Source organism: Anaerotignum sp. (genome assembly GCF_031981185.1).
Taxonomy (GTDB): Bacteria; Bacillota; Clostridia; order Lachnospirales; family Anaerotignaceae; genus Chakrabartyella.
In genome coordinates this window covers 1-19,099 of the sequence record NZ_DALYUL010000013.1, presented here as the reverse complement: position 1 = coordinate 19,099, position 19,099 = coordinate 1, and the positions used below count along the sequence as shown (strand labels likewise).

The following is a 19,099-nucleotide window of genomic DNA, read 5'->3' as shown; positions in this document are numbered from 1 at the left end:
TTTGCAAATCATTGTAACCTGTATTAAAATTATAATACGGTACTTGAGTTGTGGCAAGGAAATTTCATTGACAACAGCTCCTTTTGGAAAAAAAGCACAACATTTCAAAAGAAAGGTGATGGGTTTTGAAAAATATCTTAGTTTTTTTGAGTGTTTTGGGTTTGGATTTGGGAACCAAAAAATGGGCAAATGCAATGTTGCCCCTCGGCAGGCGAAAAAAAATAGCCAAAAATCTACTGTATTTCCAGCACATAAAGAACTCCGGAATGGCATATCATAAGCTTGAAGGAAAGAGAAATGTAATTCTTTGGATTACTGGTGGTTTTACAGCCATTTACAGCATCTTATTTATACGGGCATGCTGTGGTGATAAGGAAACAAAAGGATATGGAATTCCTTTGGCAATTATCCTTGGCGGGGCGTATGGCAATTTTTTAGAGCGTTGGAAAAAAGGAAGTGTAACAGATTTTATTTTCATTGATAAGGGTAAGAATCCACCAATTTTTAATATTGCTGATGCAGCATTGCTCTTTGGTGCAATTTTAATGGGTATTTTGTCTTTAAAAGATAAATCAAATATGTAGAAGATTCCCTATTGATGAATGACAAATTACGTTGTATAATGTAAATACAAAATCCTGAAGTGTTCGAGAGCTTACTATATTTGAACCTACAAAACTGACTCGGGATTCCTATATGCAGAAGTTATGTCAGGCCCCAAGATAATTCCCTTTGGGCGGGGGAAGGCAGAGACTTTGGCTGCGGTTACCCACCTGGCTTAGGCTAGGTGTCAAGCGGTAAGAACGGCACTTCGGGATATTTTTAATTTATGAATTTATCATTTGACTAAGTTACCGAAAAAGTAACTTAGTTTTTTTGTGTAGAGAATTTATTTAATCAACCTTTTTTATGGAATTTTGGTTAGCCTATAAGGCTCATTACCGTTCACTGCCATAGCATTCTTTAAGAATAGTGCAATAAAAATCCCGTACCAGAGGAATCTCTAGTACGGGGTGGTTTTTATGGTTTTCTAAAACTCTCTTTTCTGTGGAAATGCAAATATGTTTATCCAAGTTTTGGTAATGGAATGCAAACGAATTGCACTAGGGCGTGCCCTATTTCCAAATGAGATGAATTACTTTAATAATGCAATAACTTCAACTTCGCACAAAACGTTTTTAGGAAGAGTTTTTACTGCGACACAAGAACGAGCAGGTTTACTTGTAAAATATTTACCGTAAATTTCATTGAAAGCAGCGAAGTCGCCCATGTCTGCTAAGAAACATGTTGTTTTAATAGAATCTGCAAAGGTTAATCCATTTGCTTCTAATACTGCGCTAAGGTTTTTCATTACTTGTTCTGTCTGTCCTTCAATTGTAGTTGCAACTACATCACCAACAGCGGGATCAATGGCAATCTGACCACTGGTGAAAAGGAAACCATTTGCAGAAATAGCCTGAGAATAAGGGCCGATTGCTGCGGGTGCTTTGTCTGTGCTTGTAACTTTAATCATAATTTAATACCTCCGAAGTTTTTTTGTTTTATTGGTTTAGAGGCTTTGATAAAGCCCCGTGGGATTCCGAAAATGAATGTCTCCCTTAACCGCTATTACGTATAACTTATATTCTATATCAAAGACATTTTCTCGTCAATGTGTTTTTATCATATACAGTTCCTTTGTATATTTTTTGAATTTGTATAAGTTTCTGTTTCCTTTTTTTAAAACTTCGGGTAAAATAAAAATAATGCGTATTTTTTTTATTGGAAAGAATATGGTTCAACAACGGATAGAAAGGAATTTACAGAAATGAGTATTTTGGAAGAAATCCAAAGAAGGCGGATTTTCGGGATTATTTCTCACCCTGATGCCGGAAAAACAACATTGACAGAAAAGCTTCTGCTCCACGGCGGAGCAATTCGTGAGGCAGGTACTGTAAAGGCAAGAAGAAATGCGAAATTTGCAAAAAGCGATTGGATGGAGATTGAAAAACAGCGTGGTATTTCCGTTACTTCTTCTGTAATGCAGTTTGAATACAAAGGAAAGGTTGTATCTATTATGGATACACCCGGTCATAATGATTTTGGTGAGGATACCTACCGTATTCTAACATCTGTTGACAGTGCGGTTATGGTAATTGATGCGGCGAAAGGTGTGGAGGCTCAGACTGTGAAGCTGTTTAAAGTTTGCAGTATGCGCCAGATTCCTATTTTTACGTTTATTAATAAGTTAGATCGTCAATCTAAGGATCCTTTGGAGTGTATGGCGGATTTGGAGGATGCTTTGGGATTACCTTCAACGGCTGTAACTTGGCCCATTGGTAATGGTCTTACCTTTGAAGGCATCTATGATAGATTGGAAAATAAGGTTTTTCTGTATCGTAAACAAAATGGAGTGATTGACCTTGGCCCCCAGGGGGTTTTTGGTAGTGCCCTAGATGGCGTGATATCTCAAGCAAATTTAGATATTTTGCGGGATGAAATGGAGCTTTTGGATGGCGCAGGCAATTCTTTCGATTTGCAAGCCATCATGGAAGGAAAGCTTTCTCCTGTATTTTTTGGTTCTGCATTGGCGGATTTTGGTATTACACCCTTTTTGGAGCATTTCTTGCAATGGGCACCAGCGCCCGGGGTTAGAAAAACAACGAAAGGCGAAGTGAAGCCTACTGACGAATTTTTCAGCGGTTTTATATTCAAAATTCAGGCGAATATGAACCCTGCTCATAGGGACAGATTGGCATTTTTGCGTATTTGTTCTGGAACCTTTACAAGAGGGATGACAGTAACCCTATCCAGAACGGGAAAGCAGATGAAGCTGAGTCAGTCTACACAGCTGATGGCAAACGAACGGGAAACCGTAGAAAATGCTGTTGTGGGTGATATTATCGGTATTTATGATAGCGGAAATTATCAAATCGGTGATACCTTAACGGATACAAAGGAAAAGCTGTTTTTTGAGCCGTTGCCAACGTTCCCTCCAGAATTATTTATGCGTGTTCACCCTGTAAATTCCCTGAAAGCAAAGCAGTTCCAAAAAGGGGTGCAGCAGCTGGCACAAGAAGGAGCGATTCAGGTTTATCGTAATGATTTTAATGATGTTATTTTAGGCGCTGTTGGTCAATTGCAGTTTGAAGTTTTTGAATACCGCCTAAATAATGAATACAACTCCGAGGTACGTATGGAATCTTTGGATTACAGTGTTGCTCGATGGGTAAACCCTGCAACGGTTGGAGATATTCGAGATTATTTGGTGGCTAGAAGCACACTGGTTTATGACCGTTTAGAACGACCGATTGTTCTTTTCGCAAATCAGTACACATTGAATAATTTTATGCAGAAAAATCCGGATATTGAGCTTTGGGAAGCCTTTCATCTGGATGACAGTGAATACCAAGAAGGATAAGTTTTTACGGCGGACTCAGAGGGGTTCGCCTTTTTATTGATATTTAACTATATAAGACTAAAGTTTACTCTGAGGTAGTAGGCTAGAAGCATTTTTTTGATAGGGTTCCATGAAAAGATACACAAATGTACTGTTTTTTGCGATTAGAAGATTTCCTAGACTAATCCTAGATGCTTTGCTAAGGAGCTGAGACTCCTTTGTAGAGAGGAATAGAAAAAAATATAATTATATAGGAACAAAGGAATGCTAATTACGTCTAAATAGCTTATGTTTTCAATTGGAAATAATTTTTTAAGAGAAATACGTAGAAAAAATAGAGATTTGAAAAAAATGCTTTTGATTCTCTCTACAATCTATATTATGATGGTTGTATAGAAAAAAAGAAATGGGGGTGATCCAAAATGGCGATAGAAGCTTCCGCAGAGCAGGGAACGAAACAGCTCATTTCCAGAGCAAAGCAGGGAGATATGACTGCGTTTGAACGACTGGTGGAACAGCATGAAAAAATTGTTTATAACGTTACGCTTAGAATGATGAACCATAGCGAGGATGCAAAAGATATCTCCCAGGAGGTATGGATAAAGGCATATCGCAGTATAGAAAATTTTGATGAACGCTCGGCTTTTTCCACTTGGATCTATCGGATTGCGGTGAATACCTGCATTGATGAGATGAGAAAACGAAAAGGGAAGCAATGCTTTTCTCTAGATAACGAGCTTGAGGATGATGAGGGAAGTTGGAAACAAGAAATTGCAGATAACGGCGACACCCCAGAAGAGAGCTTGATGCGCAAAGAAATGAAAAGTGAAATCGTTACGGCATTGGAAACGATTTCAGAAGATTATAAAACAGTATTTGTTTTAAGGGACATGCAAGGTTTATCCTATGAGGAGATTGCTGAAATTACAGGCTTGGCATTGGGTACTGTAAAATCCAGAATTTCCCGAGCTAGAAATAATTTAAAAGAAGAAATCTTAAATATTTGGGAACGAAACGGCAGGAAACCTCGTCATAAGAATAGAAAGGAGGGGAGCAATCCATGAGCTGCGAAGAATGCAGGGAATTGTTGTGGGAGTATTTGGCACAGGAATTAACGAAGGAAGAGGCAGATTTTGTAACATCACATCTTAAAGAATGTGGGGACTGTCAGGAAGAAGCAAAGCAGCTGCAAAAAATTATGGATTCCATAAAAAGCCTTCCTGAGGAGGAACTGCCCCAAGGGTATCATGAGGAACTAATGGGAAAGTTAGCGGCAGAGGGGAAGATTGTGTCATTAGTCCCTCAGAAAAAGCCTCAATATAGATGGAAACAATTGGGATTGATTGCAGCAGGGGTTCTATTGGTTGCTGTTTTCGGCGGTACCCAGGGGATTTTAAATATGCGTGGACAAAAGGAAATAACCCAGAAGATGGCCGTGGGGAGTGAATGGGATAATCAGAATTTTGCTGAGTCACAAAATGCGGACCAACCGAAAGCTGATTTGCAAATAATGCAAGCAAATGATACTGCACCTGAAATGAGAATGGCGGAGCAGCCAGAAGATGCTGCACCAGAAACACAAATGGCGAAACAAGCAGAAAGTACAGAGCCTGAAGCTCAAGTGGCGAAACAGGAAAAAAATAATGAGCCTGAGACACAAATGGCGAAACAGACAGAAAGTAATGTATCTGAAATACAAATCGCCAAACAGCCAGAAGAAAACATCACTGCACAAGAACTTCCAACCAAAGAGAAATACAGTGGCGAGGAAAACCCACGGATGGCACAGCCGAAGCTGTCTAGTGGCCTGATGGCAGAATCTTCTATGGATCAAATGTCCGATGAGGTAAGCCCACAACCAACTCAGCCTGAGGCAAGAGGAATGTTAATTGAGCAGAATGAAGCCCTAGTAGTACAGCAGGTGATCCTTACTGTGGAAAACAAAGAAGGGGTGCTGGATAAAATCAGGGATTTGGCAACCTCCCTTGGTGGGTATGAAGGAGAGCAGACCTTAGTGGATGGCATAAAAATATTTATACCATCAAGCAAAACCAAGGAATTTGTGGATGGATTAAAGGCTTTAGGACAAACCCGTTCCATGAAAGAACCTACTGAAAATGCAGAATCCATTCTTTTTGAAGTTACTCTTGAGACAAAGTAATAGGAAACGCTTTTTTCTAATATAGGAAGAAGCGTTTTTTTGTTGCAAAAATTAGGTGAAGGATTTTCTGTTTTACAGGAAAATATACACGGTTTTACTACACCTATAACTTCAAAATATAAAGTGTATCCTAGCAATGTATTTAATTTATGGATTCATAAAAAAATCTTTCTTTATTTCATTCCTTTCGTTCAATGGGATAAGCCTTTCCTTAAATATCAAACGTACCCAATTTTAAATAGATCCGTATTTAAAAATATATTGATCTTAACGCGTAACCTATGATATTTTTTCGGGGTGAAAGAACCCATATTATCAATTTGCATAAAAATATGGAAGGAAAGAAAGGAGTTTCAGCAAAGATGATAAACTTTAGTGTTCTACTTGACTAAAGTGGTAAACTGATATAAGATTAAAGTAAATTGACATACGGAGGTGCACCATGACATTGCCGAAAATGCTATTGAAAAAAGAAGAAGAAGTGATTTTTCGTCTACGGGCTTTATTTGAGCAATTTGGATATAAGCAATTTAAGATGAGTAAGTTTGAAGAATATGATTTTTATGCGGAGAACAGAAGTTTTTTAAGTTGTGAAAATATATTGGCTTTTAGTGGTTTAGATGGAAAACTTTTGGCGCTTAAGCCTGATGTAACCCTTTCTATTATAAAAAACACCAGAGGAAATTATAAAGTGCCTGAGAGAGTTTATTATAATGAAAATGTTTATCGTGTGAGAAAAGGCACGGGAGAATTTAAAGAAATTATGCAGGTTGGACTGGAGTATATCGGCGAGGTGGATCGCTATGCAACACTTGAAGTCATTCGACTTGCCCAAAAAAGTTTGGAAATTATAAGCCAAGATTATATTATGGATATCTCTCATATGGGCTTTGTGATGGGTTTGATTGAAGAGCTGAGTTTAACCAACAGCCAAAATGAGGCTTTGCTCAAAGGAATCAGTGAGAAGAATATACATAGTATACAAACCCTTTGCAAGCAATTCTTCGTTAAGGAAGAGATGGAATCAGCCTTGGTTTCAATGACTTCTTTATACGGATCCATGGATGATTGTGTGGAAAAAGCCAAAGCACTTTGCGTAAATGAAAAAATGAAGCAAGCGTTGGAGGAGTTAGAAGCAGTGTTTTTTGCTCTTAAAACGAACGGGGGCAGTGAAAAATTGAAGCTAGATTTCTCTGTTGTAAATGGTATGGATTATTATACAGGCATTATTTTTCAAGGGTTTATCAATGGTGTACCCAATGGAATTCTTTCCGGGGGGCGATACGATAATTTGGTTCACAAATTAGGAAAGAACAGCGATGCCATTGGTTTTGCCGTTTATCTGGATTTATTGGAGCGCTATGACACAACTCAAAAGGAATATGATACTGATATTTTATTATTGTATGAAGAAAATACGGATACAGGTGCATTGTTGCGGGCTGTTGAAATGCTCACGGATAATGGCCAAAGCGTGATGGTGCAAAGGCAGAATAATCAAACGGTAAAATATAGACAGTTGTGGAGTATGAAGGAAAGGGGGCTTGAAATCATTGCAGAAAATGATTAATATTGCCTTGCCAAAGGGTAGGCTTGGAGAGAGGGCTTATGGTGTTTTTGAAGAAATAGGCTATGGCTGTCCTTCTATTCGAGAAACTAACCGGAAGCTGATTTTTGAAAATGAAGAAAACGGTGTTCGTTATTTTTGGGTAAAGCCCTCGGATGTGGCGGTCTATGTGGAGCGTGGGGTTGCCGACGTTGGCGTTGTGGGAAAGGATATTTTGCTGGAGCAATCCTCCGACGTTTATGAATTATTAGACCTTGGCATGGGAAAATGTCGTATGGCGGTGGCAGGAAAAAAGGGCGGCAGAATTGATACAGACCGCACCCTTCGGGTAGCCACGAAATTCCCCAATATTGCTAAGGAATACTATAGAAAACAAAGCTTGGAAATTGAAATTATCGAGCTCCACGGTTCCATTGAAATTGCACCTATTTTGGGAATGTCAGATGTGATTGTGGATATTGTAGAAACGGGGACAACCCTTTTGGAAAATAATTTGGAGCCATGGGAAGACATCGTTCCCATTAGCGCAAGATTGATTGCCAACAAAGCAAGCTATAAATTTTTGAATGAACCTATTCGCCAAATATGCGAAAAGATGAATGAGGTTATTACAAAGAAATCCTGAGGTGATACCATGATAAAACAGTATAGTTATAATGAGATTAATATTGTAGATATTTTTTCCCGTGTGGAGGAAAAAAAAAATAAAATAACAGATGTGGTTGCAGAAATTATTGCAACGGTGAGACAAAAAGGCGATATAGCTTTAAGAGATTACAGCTTACGCTTTGATGGAGCCGTATTAGAGGAAATGGAGGTTCTATCAGAGGAAATAGAAAAAGCATACCAAGATGTAGATGAAGAATTCATTTCTATTCTGGAGGAAGCTGCAGAGCATATTCGTGGGTATCATGAAAAACAAAAACGGAGCGACATGATGTATATGCCAAGGGAAGGTGTTGTATTGGGGCAAAAAATAACGCCCTTGGATAGAGTCGGCTTATATGTTCCTGGAGGAACTGCAAACTACCCCTCTACAGTTTTAATGAATGGTATTCCAGCAAAAATTGCAGGCGTGAAGGAAGTTATTATGGTAACACCAGCAAAAGGTGGGAAAATCAGTAATGAGGTTTTGGCGGCGGCAAAAATTGCAGGGGTTGATCGCATTTTCAAAATTGGTGGGGCACAGGCCATTGCCGCTTTGGCATATGGAACAGAGACCATTCCAAGGGTAGATAAAATTGTAGGGCCAGGGAATGCCTTTGTTGCTGAAGCGAAGAAACAGGTATTCGGAAAGGTCGCTATTGATATGATTGCGGGACCCAGTGAAATTTTAGTGATTGCTGATGGTCAAGCAGATGGTGCAGTGGTGGCAGCGGATATGCTATCACAGGCGGAGCATGATGAGATGGCAAGTGCCGTTTTAATTACTGATAGCAAAGAATTGGCGGAAGCAGTATCGGTATGTTTGGAACAGCAGATTCCTCTTTTGCCAAGAAAAGACATTGCAAGAAAATCCATTGATGATAGCGGAAAAATTATTTTGGCCAAAAGCATTGAAGAATCCATTGAAATTGCCAATCAAATTGCTCCCGAGCATTTGGAATTGTGTGTGGATAATCCCTTTGACTATCTAGGTCAGATTCGCCATGCAGGTTCCATCTTTTTAGGAAAAAATGCGCCTGAAGCACTTGGCGATTATTTTTCTGGCACAAACCATACGTTACCTACAGGCGGAAGCGCAAGATTTGCAAGTCCTTTATCTGTGGATGATTTTATTAAGAAATCATCCTTTACTTATTACACAAAGGATGCACTAGCAAAAGAAGCAGAGAAAATCAATACCTTTGCCAAAAGAGAGGGATTAACTGCCCATGGGAAGTCTGTTATGATACGTTTTGAAAAGGAGGCGGAGGAATGAGTCGTTTTTTAAGTTCTAGATTTGCATCATTAGAAGCATATACCCCAGGAGAGCAGCCTCGGGATCAACAATATATTAAGCTCAATACCAATGAATCTCCCTATCCCCCTTCTCAGGAGGTAATAGAGCGGGTAAATGCTGACGAAGTGAAACGACTGAATTTATATCCCGATCCGGAGGGGAAGTTTTTAAAAGAAAAGCTTGCAAAACTGTATGGCGTGGAAAAAGAAAATATATTTCTTTCCAATGGATCTGATGATATTTTGAATTTTTCCTTTATGGCTTTTTGTGATGAGAAAAGAGGGGCGGTTTTTCCGGAAATCAGCTACGGGTTTTATCCTGTTTATGCCGATTTATATCATGTACCCCATGTGAAATTTCCATTGAAAGAGGATTTTTCAATTAATTATAAAGATTATTGTAATGTCGACAAGATGGTGGTCATTGCAAATCCCAATGCACCTACGGGAATGGAAATTGGTTTATTTGAAATAGAGGAAATTTTGAAATCTAACCCCAATCATGTAGTTTTGATTGATGAAGCTTATGTGGATTTTGGTGGAACTTCGGCAGTAGGGCTGGTACGGAAGTATCCCAACTTGATGGTATCCATGACCTACTCAAAATCCCGCTCGATGGCAGGGGCAAGGCTTGGTTTTGCCATTGCATCTAAGGAAATCATAGAGGATTTGGAAAAAATAAAATTTTCCACAAACCCCTACAATATTAATCGCCTAACCTTAGTGGCAGGGGAAGCAGCGGTGGACAGTGATATTTATTATAAGGAAAACGCAAAAAAAATTATTGCAACAAGAGAAACTACGGTAAGGGCATTAAAAAATTTAGGCTTTTTAGTCTTAGACTCAAAAGCGAACTTTATTTTTGCAAAACCCCCCAATATTTCAGGAGCTGACTTTTATAGCAAACTAAAGAAAAAAGGCGTTTTGGTTCGTCATTTTGAGAAAGAAAAAATTGGTGATTTTGTTAGAATCACTATTGGTACAGATAAGCAGATGGATGTATTTTTACAGAAAACCTCAGAGATTTTAAAGGGGAGATAGGAGGGATTTCCATGGGAAACAGCGAAATTTCAAGAAAGACAGGAGAAACGGAAATTAACCTTTCTCTTTCTCTATATGGCACAGGTAAAAGTGAAATCTCCACTGGTTGTGGATTTTTAGATCATATGCTTACCCTTTTTGCGAAGCACGGGCGATTTGATTTAACGGTAAAATGTAAAGGGGATACTTATGTTGACGACCATCACTCTGTGGAGGACATTGGTATTTGCTTAGGTATGGCCTTTGCGGAAGCGTTGGGTAATGGCGCAGGAATTACCAGATATGGACATATTATTTTGCCAATGGATGAGGCTTTGATTTTGGTTGCAGTGGACATTTCCGGTCGTGGACATTTGGAATATGGTTTGCAAATTCCCACAGAGAAGGTGGGCAACTTTGATACACAACTGGTGGAGGAATTCTTCATTGCTTTTGCTAGAAAAAGCAATATTACCTTGCACATACAACAGATGGCAGGGAAAAATTCACACCATATTATAGAAGGCACATTTAAGGCCTTTGCTCGCTGTTTGAATATGGCGGTAACCATTCAGGATGCTTATCGTGATGAAATTCCTTCTACGAAAGGAGTGTTGTAAATGATTGCAATTGTAGATTATGGCGTTGGAAATTTGTTTTCGTTGAAAAGTTCTCTAGGTGTTATTGGCGCTGAGGTTCAGGTAACAGGGAGCGCTGAGGTCATTCGCAACAGTGAAAAAATTGTACTTCCCGGGGTTGGTGCTTTTGAGGATGCCATTCAAAAGCTTAGAGAAACCGGTTTGGATCAGGTGATTTTGGAGGAAGTGGCAAAAGGAAAACCACTGCTTGGGATTTGCCTTGGAATGCAGATGTTATTTGAAAAAAGCTATGAATATGGTGAACATATGGGTTTGGGTTTGATTGAAGGTAGTGTGAAGCCCATTGCCCCTGTAATTGGTGGGGGGTTAAAGGTTCCTCACATTGGTTGGAATGGGCTAATTTTTTCAAAGGGAAAAAGTGCATTATACCGCTATTTGGATGAAGGCGAATGTGTTTATTTTGTCCATTCCTTTGCGGCCATGGATTGCGATTCGTCGGTAACGGCAACAGCCGAATATGGTGCAATGCTTACTGCATCTGTAGAAAAGGGAAATGTATACGGAACCCAATTTCATCCGGAAAAAAGCGGTGAGGTAGGGCTAAAGATATTAAAGGCATTTTGTGAATTATAATAATCTAGACGTTCCTTTCAAACCAACCGCTTTTTGAAAAAAGCGGAGCAAAAACTTTTATAGAAAACCGTGCTTGCACGGTTTTAGAAAAAGAGTCAAGGGAGGAACTTCCTTGTGGGCGTTGGGGCAAAGCCTCAAGGTCTTAGTTTAGTAGGTTGGGGCAAGCCCCAAGGTCATGCGTTTTTATGGTTGTTTGATTAGAAAGTGAGGAGTTTTATGAAGCTTTTTCCTGCGATAGATATTATTGATGGCTGTGCTGTAAGGCTTGTAAAAGGCGATTATGCACAAAAGACTGTATATAGTACCCAACCCGTTGCTGTGGCAATATCCTTCCAAAAAGCCGGGGCAACCTATTTGCATTTGGTGGATTTGGAAGGCGCAAAGGATGGTGGTACCCCAAATTTGGAGATTATCAGAGAAATTGTGAAGGAAAGCGGCCTGTTGGTTGAAGTGGGTGGCGGCATTCGCTCAGAAGAAACCATCCAAAAATACTTGAATGTAGGGGTTTTTCGGGTCATTTTGGGTACGGCAGCTGTGGAGAATCATGGTTTTCTAAAGGATATGGTAGTCAAATATGGTGAGAAGATAGCCGTTGGTGTGGATATTAAGGATGGCATGGTAGCTGTAAAGGGGTGGACAGAGCTTTCTCAGGAAAGTTGTTTCGATTTCTGTGAAAAGCTTGAAAAAATAGGTGTGAAAACTATTATTTGTACGGATATTTCTAAGGATGGGCTGCTTGCCGGTACAAACTTGGCTTTATATCAACAATTGTCGGAGAAATTCAGTGTGGATATCGTTGCTTCCGGTGGTGTGACTGATTTGGCAGATGTGGGAAGACTACAAAAAATGGGGCTATATGGCGCAATTTTGGGAAAAGCCTTATATACAGGCAATATAGATTTAAAAATGGCCATCGAATTAACAAAGGAGGAACGCCAATGATCACTAAAAGAATTATACCTTGTTTAGATGTTAGAGATGGTCGTGTGGTGAAGGGTGTTAATTTTCAAGGACTTGCCGATGTATCCTCACCGATTGCATTGGGAAAGTTCTATAGTGACAACGGCGCAGATGAGCTGGTTTTTTACGATATTACTGCATCTGTGGAAGGTCGAGGGCTGTTTACTGATATTTTACGACAGGTTGCCTCTGAAATTTTTATTCCTCTGACTGTTGGAGGCGGCATTAATGCCATTGAAGATTTTGATCGGGTTTTAAAATGTGGTGCGGACAAAGTAAGTGTAAATTCAGGTGCAATCAAAAACCCCAACCTCGTATTAGAGGCGGCAAAAAAATATGGAGACCAGTGCGTGGTACTCTCTGTGGATATGAAACGGGTAGATGGAAAGTTCATGGTTTTTGCAAAGGGTGGAAGAGAAAATACAGGGATGGAAGCGCTTAGCTGGATTAAGCGTTGTGAAAAAATGGGTGCAGGAGAAATTGTGGTTAATAGTATTGATACCGATGGGGTGAAAAAAGGCTTTGATTTGGAAATGCTTGAGGCAGTTTGCGATATTGTCACTGTACCGGTAATTGCATCGGGGGGGGCAGGCTGCATGCAGGATTTCGTTGAATTATTTCAAGCTTTACCGAAGGTTGATGCTGGCTTGGCAGCATCCATTTTCCATTTTGGCGAGGTTGCCATCCCTGACTTGAAAAAAACTTTGGCAGAAAACAATATTATTGTAAGAAGATAAGGAGAAAAGTATGCTAAATATAGAGGAATTGAAATTTGATGAAAAAGGGCTGATTCCTGCGGTGGTTGTGGATGCAAAAACCAAAAAGATTTTGACCTTGGCATATATGAACAAAGAAAGTCTTCGAATTAGTTTGGAAGAAGGTCGAACCTGTTTTTGGTCTAGATCCAGACAGGAACTGTGGCGCAAGGGTGAAACATCGGGGAATGTACAAAGAATTGTTTCTATAGGGGATTGCGATAAGGATGCATTGATGGTTGTAGTTGATAAAAGTGGTCCCGCCTGCCACTTAGGAGAGGATTCTTGCTTCCATAACCCTGTATTTATTCAGGATGGCTATGAAAGTTTTTCTATGGATAGCTTGATGGAGTTGATTGAGGGAAGAAGGTCAGAAAAAAAAGAAGGATCCTATACAACTTATCTATTTGAAAAAGGATTAGATAAAATTTTGAAAAAAATCGGTGAGGAGGCAACTGAGGTTATCATCGCCGCAAAAGACGAAGACAAACAGGAAACCATTTATGAAATTGCGGATTTAGCGTATCATGTGATGGTACTTATGGTGGAAGCAGGGATTTCCTTGGAGGATGTTAGGAATGAATTGGCTTCCCGACATGTAATCGACCACAAAGTGAAGCAGGAGAAGATGACAAAATGATACCAAAAATGAATTTTCATACCCATACAACTTTTTGTGATGGAAAAAATACACCAGAAGAAATGGTTTTGTCAGCCATCCAAAAAGGATTTAAAGCACTAGGATTCAGTGGTCATAGTTATACCCATTTTGACGAGAGCTATTGCATGAGCAAAGATGGCGTAAAGGAATATCAGAAGGAAATTCAGCGACTAAAGGAGGCTTATGCACCCCAGATTGCTGTTTACTGCGGTGTAGAGCAGGATTTTTATTCCCAAGAAGCTATCTCTGATTTTGCATATGCCATAGGTTCTGTTCATTATATCAAAAAGGGAGAAAAATTATTGCCTGTTGATGAAAAGGCAGATATCATGGATAGGGATATTCGAGAATTATTTGGCGGTGACCCCTATGCGTATGCTAAGGTTTATTTTGAAACTGTGGCAGAGGTTTTAAAAAAGACAGGAGCAGATATTATTGGACACTTTGATTTGCTGAGCAAGTTTAATGAGAGACAAACTTTTTTCAATACAGAGAACAAGCGATATTGTGACTATGGAATTGGTGCTATAGAAGCCTTAATTCCATATGGAAAACCATTTGAAATCAACACAGGTGCAATTTATCGTGGATTTCGGAGTCAAGCTTATCCCTCCATCAATTTCTTGAAAGAAATCAAAAAGCGGGGGGGGAAAATACTCTTGTCCAGTGACAGTCACGATTGCAATTCCTTGGGCTTTTGTTTTGAGGATATGGTAAAGCTAGCAATAGAAATTGGATTTCAATCTACTTTGATTTGGACAACAAATGGTTTTGAGGAAGTGGGACTGAAGAATTCTGTTTTTTAAATAATAGTTACATTGAAAAAAATAAAAAGAAATCTGTTAAGGTAAAACTATAACAAAGGAGTTACATCTTTTTTTCCTCACAATATTGTCGATATTGTGAGTTTTTTTCTTACGAAGAAGTTTTATAAAGTATGGGTAAGATCTGGATTTTTTTAAATTGATTAACTTAAAAAGACAGAAATACCCTTGTGTAATTACAATCTTCAGTCTAATTTTATTTTTTTGTATATTAAGATATCATTTTTCAAAAAATAGAAATAATCAAATTGAAAAGATTTTCAAATAAAAACTTGACAAAACGAATTTAATTGCATACAATAGAATTGTAAAAAATAAATCTAAGAGTTCGTATTTAATTAATATATTTGGAGGTATAACGAGATGAATATTTACGATTTTAAGGTTCAAGCACGAGATGGCAGTGAGGTTTCACTCAGTGAATACAGAGGAAAAGTTCTTTTGGTGGTAAATACAGCTACAGGATGCGGTTTTACCCCCCAGTATAGTGACTTACAAAAAATTTATGAAGCGCATCAAAAGGACGGACTGGAAATATTGGATTTTCCTTGCAATCAATTTGCAGATCAGGCTCCTGGATCCGATGAAGAAATTCATACCTTCTGCACAGGCCGTTTTGGGATAACATTCCCTCAATTTTCTAAGGTTGACGTTAATGGTGATCAGGCGGTGCCTTTGTTTCAGTGGCTTACTCAGAACACAGAGTTTGGTGGTTTTGACAAGTTGCACCCTCTAGGCATACTGCTGTCAGGGATGCTAAAAAAGCAGGATTCTGACTATAAAAAAAATAGTTCCATCAAATGGAACTTTACAAAATTCTTGATTAATCGTGACGGAGAAATTGTTGGACGCTTTGAGCCAACTGCTTCTATGAAAAAAGTTGAAGAAAAAATAGAGGAAATTTTGTGATTCAGGAAATTTTGTGATTCAGGAAATTTTAGTATTAAAGCTGCTGCTAGGTGTAGGGTTGCTTGTGAAGATTGATTATGATAAACTAAATTGTTTAAAATGCAATTTAGGAGGTTCAAATTATGAGTGAAGAGTATGATATGTTAAAGTTAGAAAATCAGCTTTGCTTTCCCCTATATGCTTGTTCCAAAGAGATTATTCGTCGATATAAACCCTATCTTGATCCGCTGGATTTGACGTATACCCAGTATATTACTATGATGGTTATGTGGGAGAAGAGTGAGATTACGATTAAGGGCTTGGGGAAAATTCTTTATCTTGATTCGGGAACTTTGACCCCTGTGTTAAAGAAATTGGAGACAAAGGGCTACATTAATCGTGAACGATCACAGGAAGATGAGCGAAATGTATTTGTTACAATTACGGAGAAGGGGCGAAAATTGAAAGAAGCTGCGGCGGAGATACCCATTAAGCTTGGTGATTGTGTGAAACTTTTGCCTGAGGAATTTAAACAGCTGCAAACACTTTTATATAGAGTGCTTTCGAGTCTGGAAATGAACTCACCTTAAGTGGTAGGATTTCACATTGTTAAGAATGGCAGTTTACAAAAGAAACCACTTCCTTTTAAAACTAAAGGGGAGTGGTTAATTTTATTTTATTGCTATGTAGGACTTGGATTGTTTTTTAGTGAAATAGGTAGATCTAATGAGCAAATTATATTTTTTTTATGACCTTGTTTTTAATATTCTTAATTTATATTTTAAACTTTTCAGAAGAATTACCAGACATGCTATTTGCAATAAATGATGAAATTATTGCAGTAGGTCCTGAGAATTAAAACGAGATTAATGAAACAGGTAAGATGCTTTTTGGGCTTTATGATGAAATAATAATTCAATCGCAACAAAATTAACCACTTGGACAAACGTTTGAGTGGTTTTTACATATAATAAATTAAGGGGGTGATTCCAAAATGAAAAAGTTACTAATCGGCTTTTAACGTGGAGGTGATCCCTTTTATCTCGTCTTTGAGTACAGACGTTAAACAGGCTCTTTTTTGATGCAGACAACTGGCTTGCCTCAGTGAAATTTACAGGCGGGGAACGACAAAGGCAAACTCTAATAAAGGCATAAATATGAAACATGATTTTTTAGAGAGTATGGGACTTTCAAAGGAAAATGTAGTTAGTATCATGGAAGAAAGTGGTGAAGATATAAAAGCAGTACTAGATGAGATCACTACAATTAGAACCCGGTGGGGACTATACAGGCTTGGCAAGATACATAACTAAGGAAAAAGTAAAAGATTATGAAAAAAGATGGGCCACCAGTAGAAATTTGATACAGCCAAGAGTTCTTGTGAAAAAAATAACTTCGGCCAACCCCAAAAAAGCCCCAACCTCCCAAGAGGTGGTGATGATTATGGAGCAGGAAAAGAAAAAACTGAAATGCGATAAATGTTTGTGCCGGATGTGTTTCAGTAAGGAAGAGGGTACTTGTATAAATTGTGTGCGGTGTAAGGAGAATGGCGGAGTCAATAAGGTTTTATGTTGTATTATGGTACCGCAGATATTTATAAACACCTCTCTTAGGCACTATGAAATCGAGTATCCAAAACTATTTCGAGAAAATGGAAGGATTTTACTATTTCATGTAGAAATATAAAAATAGGGAGGTGTTAAGAATGAAACGTGACATTTTAATTTCACTTTTGGTTTTGTTCGTGCTGTTTTTTGTACCACCTCAAATTGGAGCCATATGGAGAATGCATACTATTCTTGATGTAGATGGAAAAGTAACTAGGTTATACGATCTGTGTGATTATGCTTATCGAGAGAAGATTGAAATTTATAATGAGGACAATCCGATCCTAGATGTATATTTAGGAGATATTGTTGGGATGAACGCTGAAACATGGCAAAGTCTTGAGATTGAGAAAAAAGCTCCTGTTTATATTTTTGATAGTCAGCGTAATGCACATCCGATTAAGTTAGCAAGTAGATATCGGCCTGTAGTATATCACTATGAGATATATGAAATGGATGAGATATATTATCTTAAAGTAGTTTACTTGGTAAGCTATAAAAAAGATAATGTGAAAGAATATATCGCTCGGTACAAGTATACATACCTCTCAAATGAGGCGGTAGAAGAGATGAACAAGCGTAAAGATCCGTACAATCCTTAATTATTTTGAAAAACAAAGCAACAGTGAAGAATTAACAATTAATAGGGGGGGGTGTTGAGAAGATGCTGAGTATAATGTATCAACTACAAATCCTGAAAAAAATAAAGGCATTTATTGATAATATAAAAATTTAATTGACTCTGTTAATATTTTTAAATATCGGATAAGAAGTTTATTAGATGTTGTGAACAAATATCCCATTATGTTTAATATTGGCGATACAAAAGATAGTAGGTTATTTATATAATGGAGGTAATAATGAAGATAAAAGATTCAAGTACAATTGTAGTTATAATAATACTATTATTGGGTGGATTTTTAATCTTAAATACAATATTTCCTACTGCAAAACCAATAAAATTACCGCTTGAAGATATATTTACTATCAGTATTTTTTCAGACACTGAAAGTAGAGTATACACCGAAAAGGAAGATGTTGAAGAAATAAGCAATTATATTGCTAGCGCAAAACCAACAAGAAAGATTTCGATGAATGATACTCCATACAATAAACCGTATTATAAGATAGATATGGAAACAGATGGTGGTATCTATAGAATATATCTTTATGAAGATAATTCTAACATGTATATTGAATTACCCTACTATGGAATATATGTTGTTGATGAAAAAATACTATTAATTAAACAATTTTATACTATATAGAGTATGAATTATAAAGTCAGTTTCCCCGTTATGTTTATTTGTTAAAACTAAGTACAATAGAAATTGGAGAGCTACTTTATATGGAGATTTTCAGTTTAAAAGGATATGAGAATGAAAAGATTTCTCTTGAACTCAATGAAGTTTTGGGATTTCCTGATACTACGAGTTATGAAGGTGGCTACGATATCATATGCACGTTAACGATTAATGTTGGATGTTATAATGTTATATGCGAAGAATATTATTCAGCAACTGGTGCGGTATACAATTTCTCTAACGAGTTGCAAAAGTGTTATGACAATTTAGAGGGACAAGCGGATTATCATTTACTTTTGGAAAATAATTTGGTATTTACTGTTTCCATGAAATCATTGGGTCATGCGGTTGTAACTGGTACTTTTCAGGAAAGAACAGATAAAGAAAATATTCTTGGGTTTGAAATGGAAACGGATCAAACTTGTATCTTGCAGGTTATTCAAGCAATCAATGGTTTGAAGAAATATATAGGCATGAAAGAAATCAAATAAATATTTTAGTAACTTCCCATTATGTTTATAACATAGAATTGAAAGAGTTCTGATAATGTCTAATAAAGTAAATAAAAAAATCCGTCAAAATACATTTTGTCGGATTTTTTTATAGCGCACCTGCTTTTTGATGAAAAAAAGCCATGCATAAAATATGCATAGGTAACATTGTTTAGTGTTATTTAACGTGATTTACAGCAAAATCACCTTTTCAAAACAAAAAAGTGCCGAAAACCTTGTGATATCAACGTTTCCAACACCTTTTATAAGTCATCGAGGCGACAAGATTTGAACTTGCGACCTCTACAT

21 protein-coding genes and 1 other RNA gene are annotated in these 19,099 nt (G+C 37.8%); 21 read left to right on the top strand and 1 reads right to left on the bottom strand.

Annotated elements, in window-relative coordinates; genetic code table 11:
• Nucleotides 1-125: 125 nt before the first annotated feature.
• Together RTK36_RS08755 and ssrS are read left to right on the top strand one after the other, a co-directional pair.
• On the top strand, nt 126-584 hold the full coding sequence (locus RTK36_RS08755; RefSeq protein WP_312046289.1) for a signal peptidase II: 459 nt from the start codon (nt 126-128) through the stop codon (nt 582-584).
• A gap of 48 nt (nt 585-632) precedes the next feature.
• Nucleotides 633-822, top strand: a non-coding RNA gene (gene ssrS / locus RTK36_RS08750) — 6S RNA.
• 313 nt (nt 823-1,135) lie between these two features.
• On the opposite strand, the gene RTK36_RS08745 is transcribed toward ssrS, so the two are convergent.
• On the bottom strand, nt 1,136-1,513 hold the full coding sequence (locus RTK36_RS08745; RefSeq protein WP_312046288.1) for a RidA family protein: 378 nt from the start codon (nt 1,511-1,513) through the stop codon (nt 1,136-1,138).
• A gap of 294 nt (nt 1,514-1,807) precedes the next feature.
• On the opposite strand from RTK36_RS08745, the gene RTK36_RS08740 reads away from it, so the two are divergent.
• From RTK36_RS08740 to RTK36_RS08650, 19 genes are all read left to right on the top strand, one after another.
• Nucleotides 1,808-3,400: a peptide chain release factor 3 gene (locus RTK36_RS08740; RefSeq protein WP_312046287.1), complete on the top strand. Its 1,593-nt coding sequence runs from the start codon at nt 1,808-1,810 to the stop codon at nt 3,398-3,400.
• 401 nt (nt 3,401-3,801) lie between these two features.
• Nucleotides 3,802-4,443: a sigma-70 family RNA polymerase sigma factor gene (locus RTK36_RS08735; protein ID WP_312046286.1), complete on the top strand. Its 642-nt coding sequence runs from the start codon at nt 3,802-3,804 to the stop codon at nt 4,441-4,443.
• A complete protein-coding gene (locus RTK36_RS08730; RefSeq protein ID WP_312046285.1) occupies nt 4,440-5,540 on the top strand; it encodes a zf-HC2 domain-containing protein in 1,101 nt (366 codons plus the stop codon). Before RTK36_RS08735 ends, RTK36_RS08730 begins: the two co-directional genes overlap by 4 nt.
• Before the next feature lie 442 nt (nt 5,541-5,982).
• Nucleotides 5,983-7,110, top strand: a complete 1,128-nt coding sequence (locus RTK36_RS08725; RefSeq protein WP_312046284.1) for an ATP phosphoribosyltransferase regulatory subunit — start codon at nt 5,983-5,985, stop codon at nt 7,108-7,110.
• Nucleotides 7,103-7,732, top strand: coding sequence for an ATP phosphoribosyltransferase (gene hisG / locus RTK36_RS08720; protein ID WP_312046432.1), 630 nt, complete (start codon nt 7,103-7,105; stop codon nt 7,730-7,732). Before RTK36_RS08725 ends, hisG begins: the two co-directional genes overlap by 8 nt.
• A gap of 9 nt (nt 7,733-7,741) precedes the next feature.
• Complete coding sequence (gene hisD / locus RTK36_RS08715) at nt 7,742-9,028, top strand: histidinol dehydrogenase (RefSeq protein WP_312046283.1); 1,287 nt, start codon at nt 7,742-7,744, stop codon at nt 9,026-9,028.
• The gene (gene hisC, locus RTK36_RS08710) at nt 9,025-10,089 is read left to right on the top strand and encodes a histidinol-phosphate transaminase (protein WP_312046282.1); all 1,065 of its coding nucleotides are present in this window, start codon (nt 9,025-9,027) and stop codon (nt 10,087-10,089) included. The genes hisD and hisC overlap by 4 nt, the downstream gene beginning before the upstream one ends.
• Before the next feature lie 11 nt (nt 10,090-10,100).
• Nucleotides 10,101-10,688 carry an imidazoleglycerol-phosphate dehydratase HisB gene (hisB, locus tag RTK36_RS08705; protein ID WP_312046280.1) on the top strand — a complete coding sequence of 196 codons (588 nt, stop codon included), beginning with the start codon at nt 10,101-10,103 and terminating at the stop codon, nt 10,686-10,688.
• Nucleotides 10,689-11,300, top strand: a complete 612-nt coding sequence (hisH, locus tag RTK36_RS08700) for an imidazole glycerol phosphate synthase subunit HisH (RefSeq protein ID WP_312046278.1) — start codon at nt 10,689-10,691, stop codon at nt 11,298-11,300. It begins immediately after the preceding gene.
• 216 nt (nt 11,301-11,516) lie between these two features.
• The gene (gene hisA, locus RTK36_RS08695; RefSeq protein ID WP_312046276.1) at nt 11,517-12,242 is read left to right on the top strand and encodes a 1-(5-phosphoribosyl)-5-[(5-phosphoribosylamino)methylideneamino]imidazole-4-carboxamide isomerase; all 726 of its coding nucleotides are present in this window, start codon (nt 11,517-11,519) and stop codon (nt 12,240-12,242) included.
• Entirely contained in the window at nt 12,239-12,997 is a 759-nt protein-coding gene (hisF, locus tag RTK36_RS08690) for an imidazole glycerol phosphate synthase subunit HisF (RefSeq protein WP_312046274.1), read from the top strand. Before hisA ends, hisF begins: the two co-directional genes overlap by 4 nt.
• A gap of 10 nt (nt 12,998-13,007) precedes the next feature.
• The gene (hisIE, locus tag RTK36_RS08685; RefSeq protein ID WP_312046272.1) at nt 13,008-13,655 is read left to right on the top strand and encodes a bifunctional phosphoribosyl-AMP cyclohydrolase/phosphoribosyl-ATP diphosphatase HisIE; all 648 of its coding nucleotides are present in this window, start codon (nt 13,008-13,010) and stop codon (nt 13,653-13,655) included.
• On the top strand, nt 13,652-14,482 hold the full coding sequence (locus tag RTK36_RS08680; RefSeq protein ID WP_312046270.1) for a histidinol-phosphatase: 831 nt from the start codon (nt 13,652-13,654) through the stop codon (nt 14,480-14,482). Before hisIE ends, RTK36_RS08680 begins: the two co-directional genes overlap by 4 nt.
• A gap of 381 nt (nt 14,483-14,863) precedes the next feature.
• Nucleotides 14,864-15,409, top strand: a complete 546-nt coding sequence (locus RTK36_RS08675) for a glutathione peroxidase (RefSeq protein WP_312046268.1) — start codon at nt 14,864-14,866, stop codon at nt 15,407-15,409.
• Nucleotides 15,410-15,531: 122 nt separating this feature from the next.
• The gene (locus RTK36_RS08670) at nt 15,532-15,978 is read left to right on the top strand and encodes a MarR family winged helix-turn-helix transcriptional regulator (RefSeq protein ID WP_312046267.1); all 447 of its coding nucleotides are present in this window, start codon (nt 15,532-15,534) and stop codon (nt 15,976-15,978) included.
• A 661-nt stretch (nt 15,979-16,639) separates the two neighbouring features.
• Entirely contained in the window at nt 16,640-17,074 is a 435-nt protein-coding gene (locus tag RTK36_RS08665) for a hypothetical protein (protein ID WP_312046266.1), read from the top strand.
• A 19-nt stretch (nt 17,075-17,093) separates the two neighbouring features.
• Nucleotides 17,094-17,597 (top strand): hypothetical protein, encoded by a 504-nt coding sequence (locus RTK36_RS08660; RefSeq protein WP_312046264.1) that lies wholly within the window; start codon nt 17,094-17,096, stop codon nt 17,595-17,597.
• A gap of 258 nt (nt 17,598-17,855) precedes the next feature.
• Complete coding sequence (locus tag RTK36_RS08655; protein WP_312046262.1) at nt 17,856-18,263, top strand: DUF5301 domain-containing protein; 408 nt, start codon at nt 17,856-17,858, stop codon at nt 18,261-18,263.
• Nucleotides 18,264-18,343: 80 nt separating this feature from the next.
• A complete protein-coding gene (locus tag RTK36_RS08650; protein WP_312046260.1) occupies nt 18,344-18,790 on the top strand; it encodes a WapI family immunity protein in 447 nt (148 codons plus the stop codon).
• Nucleotides 18,791-19,099 lie beyond the last annotated feature (309 nt).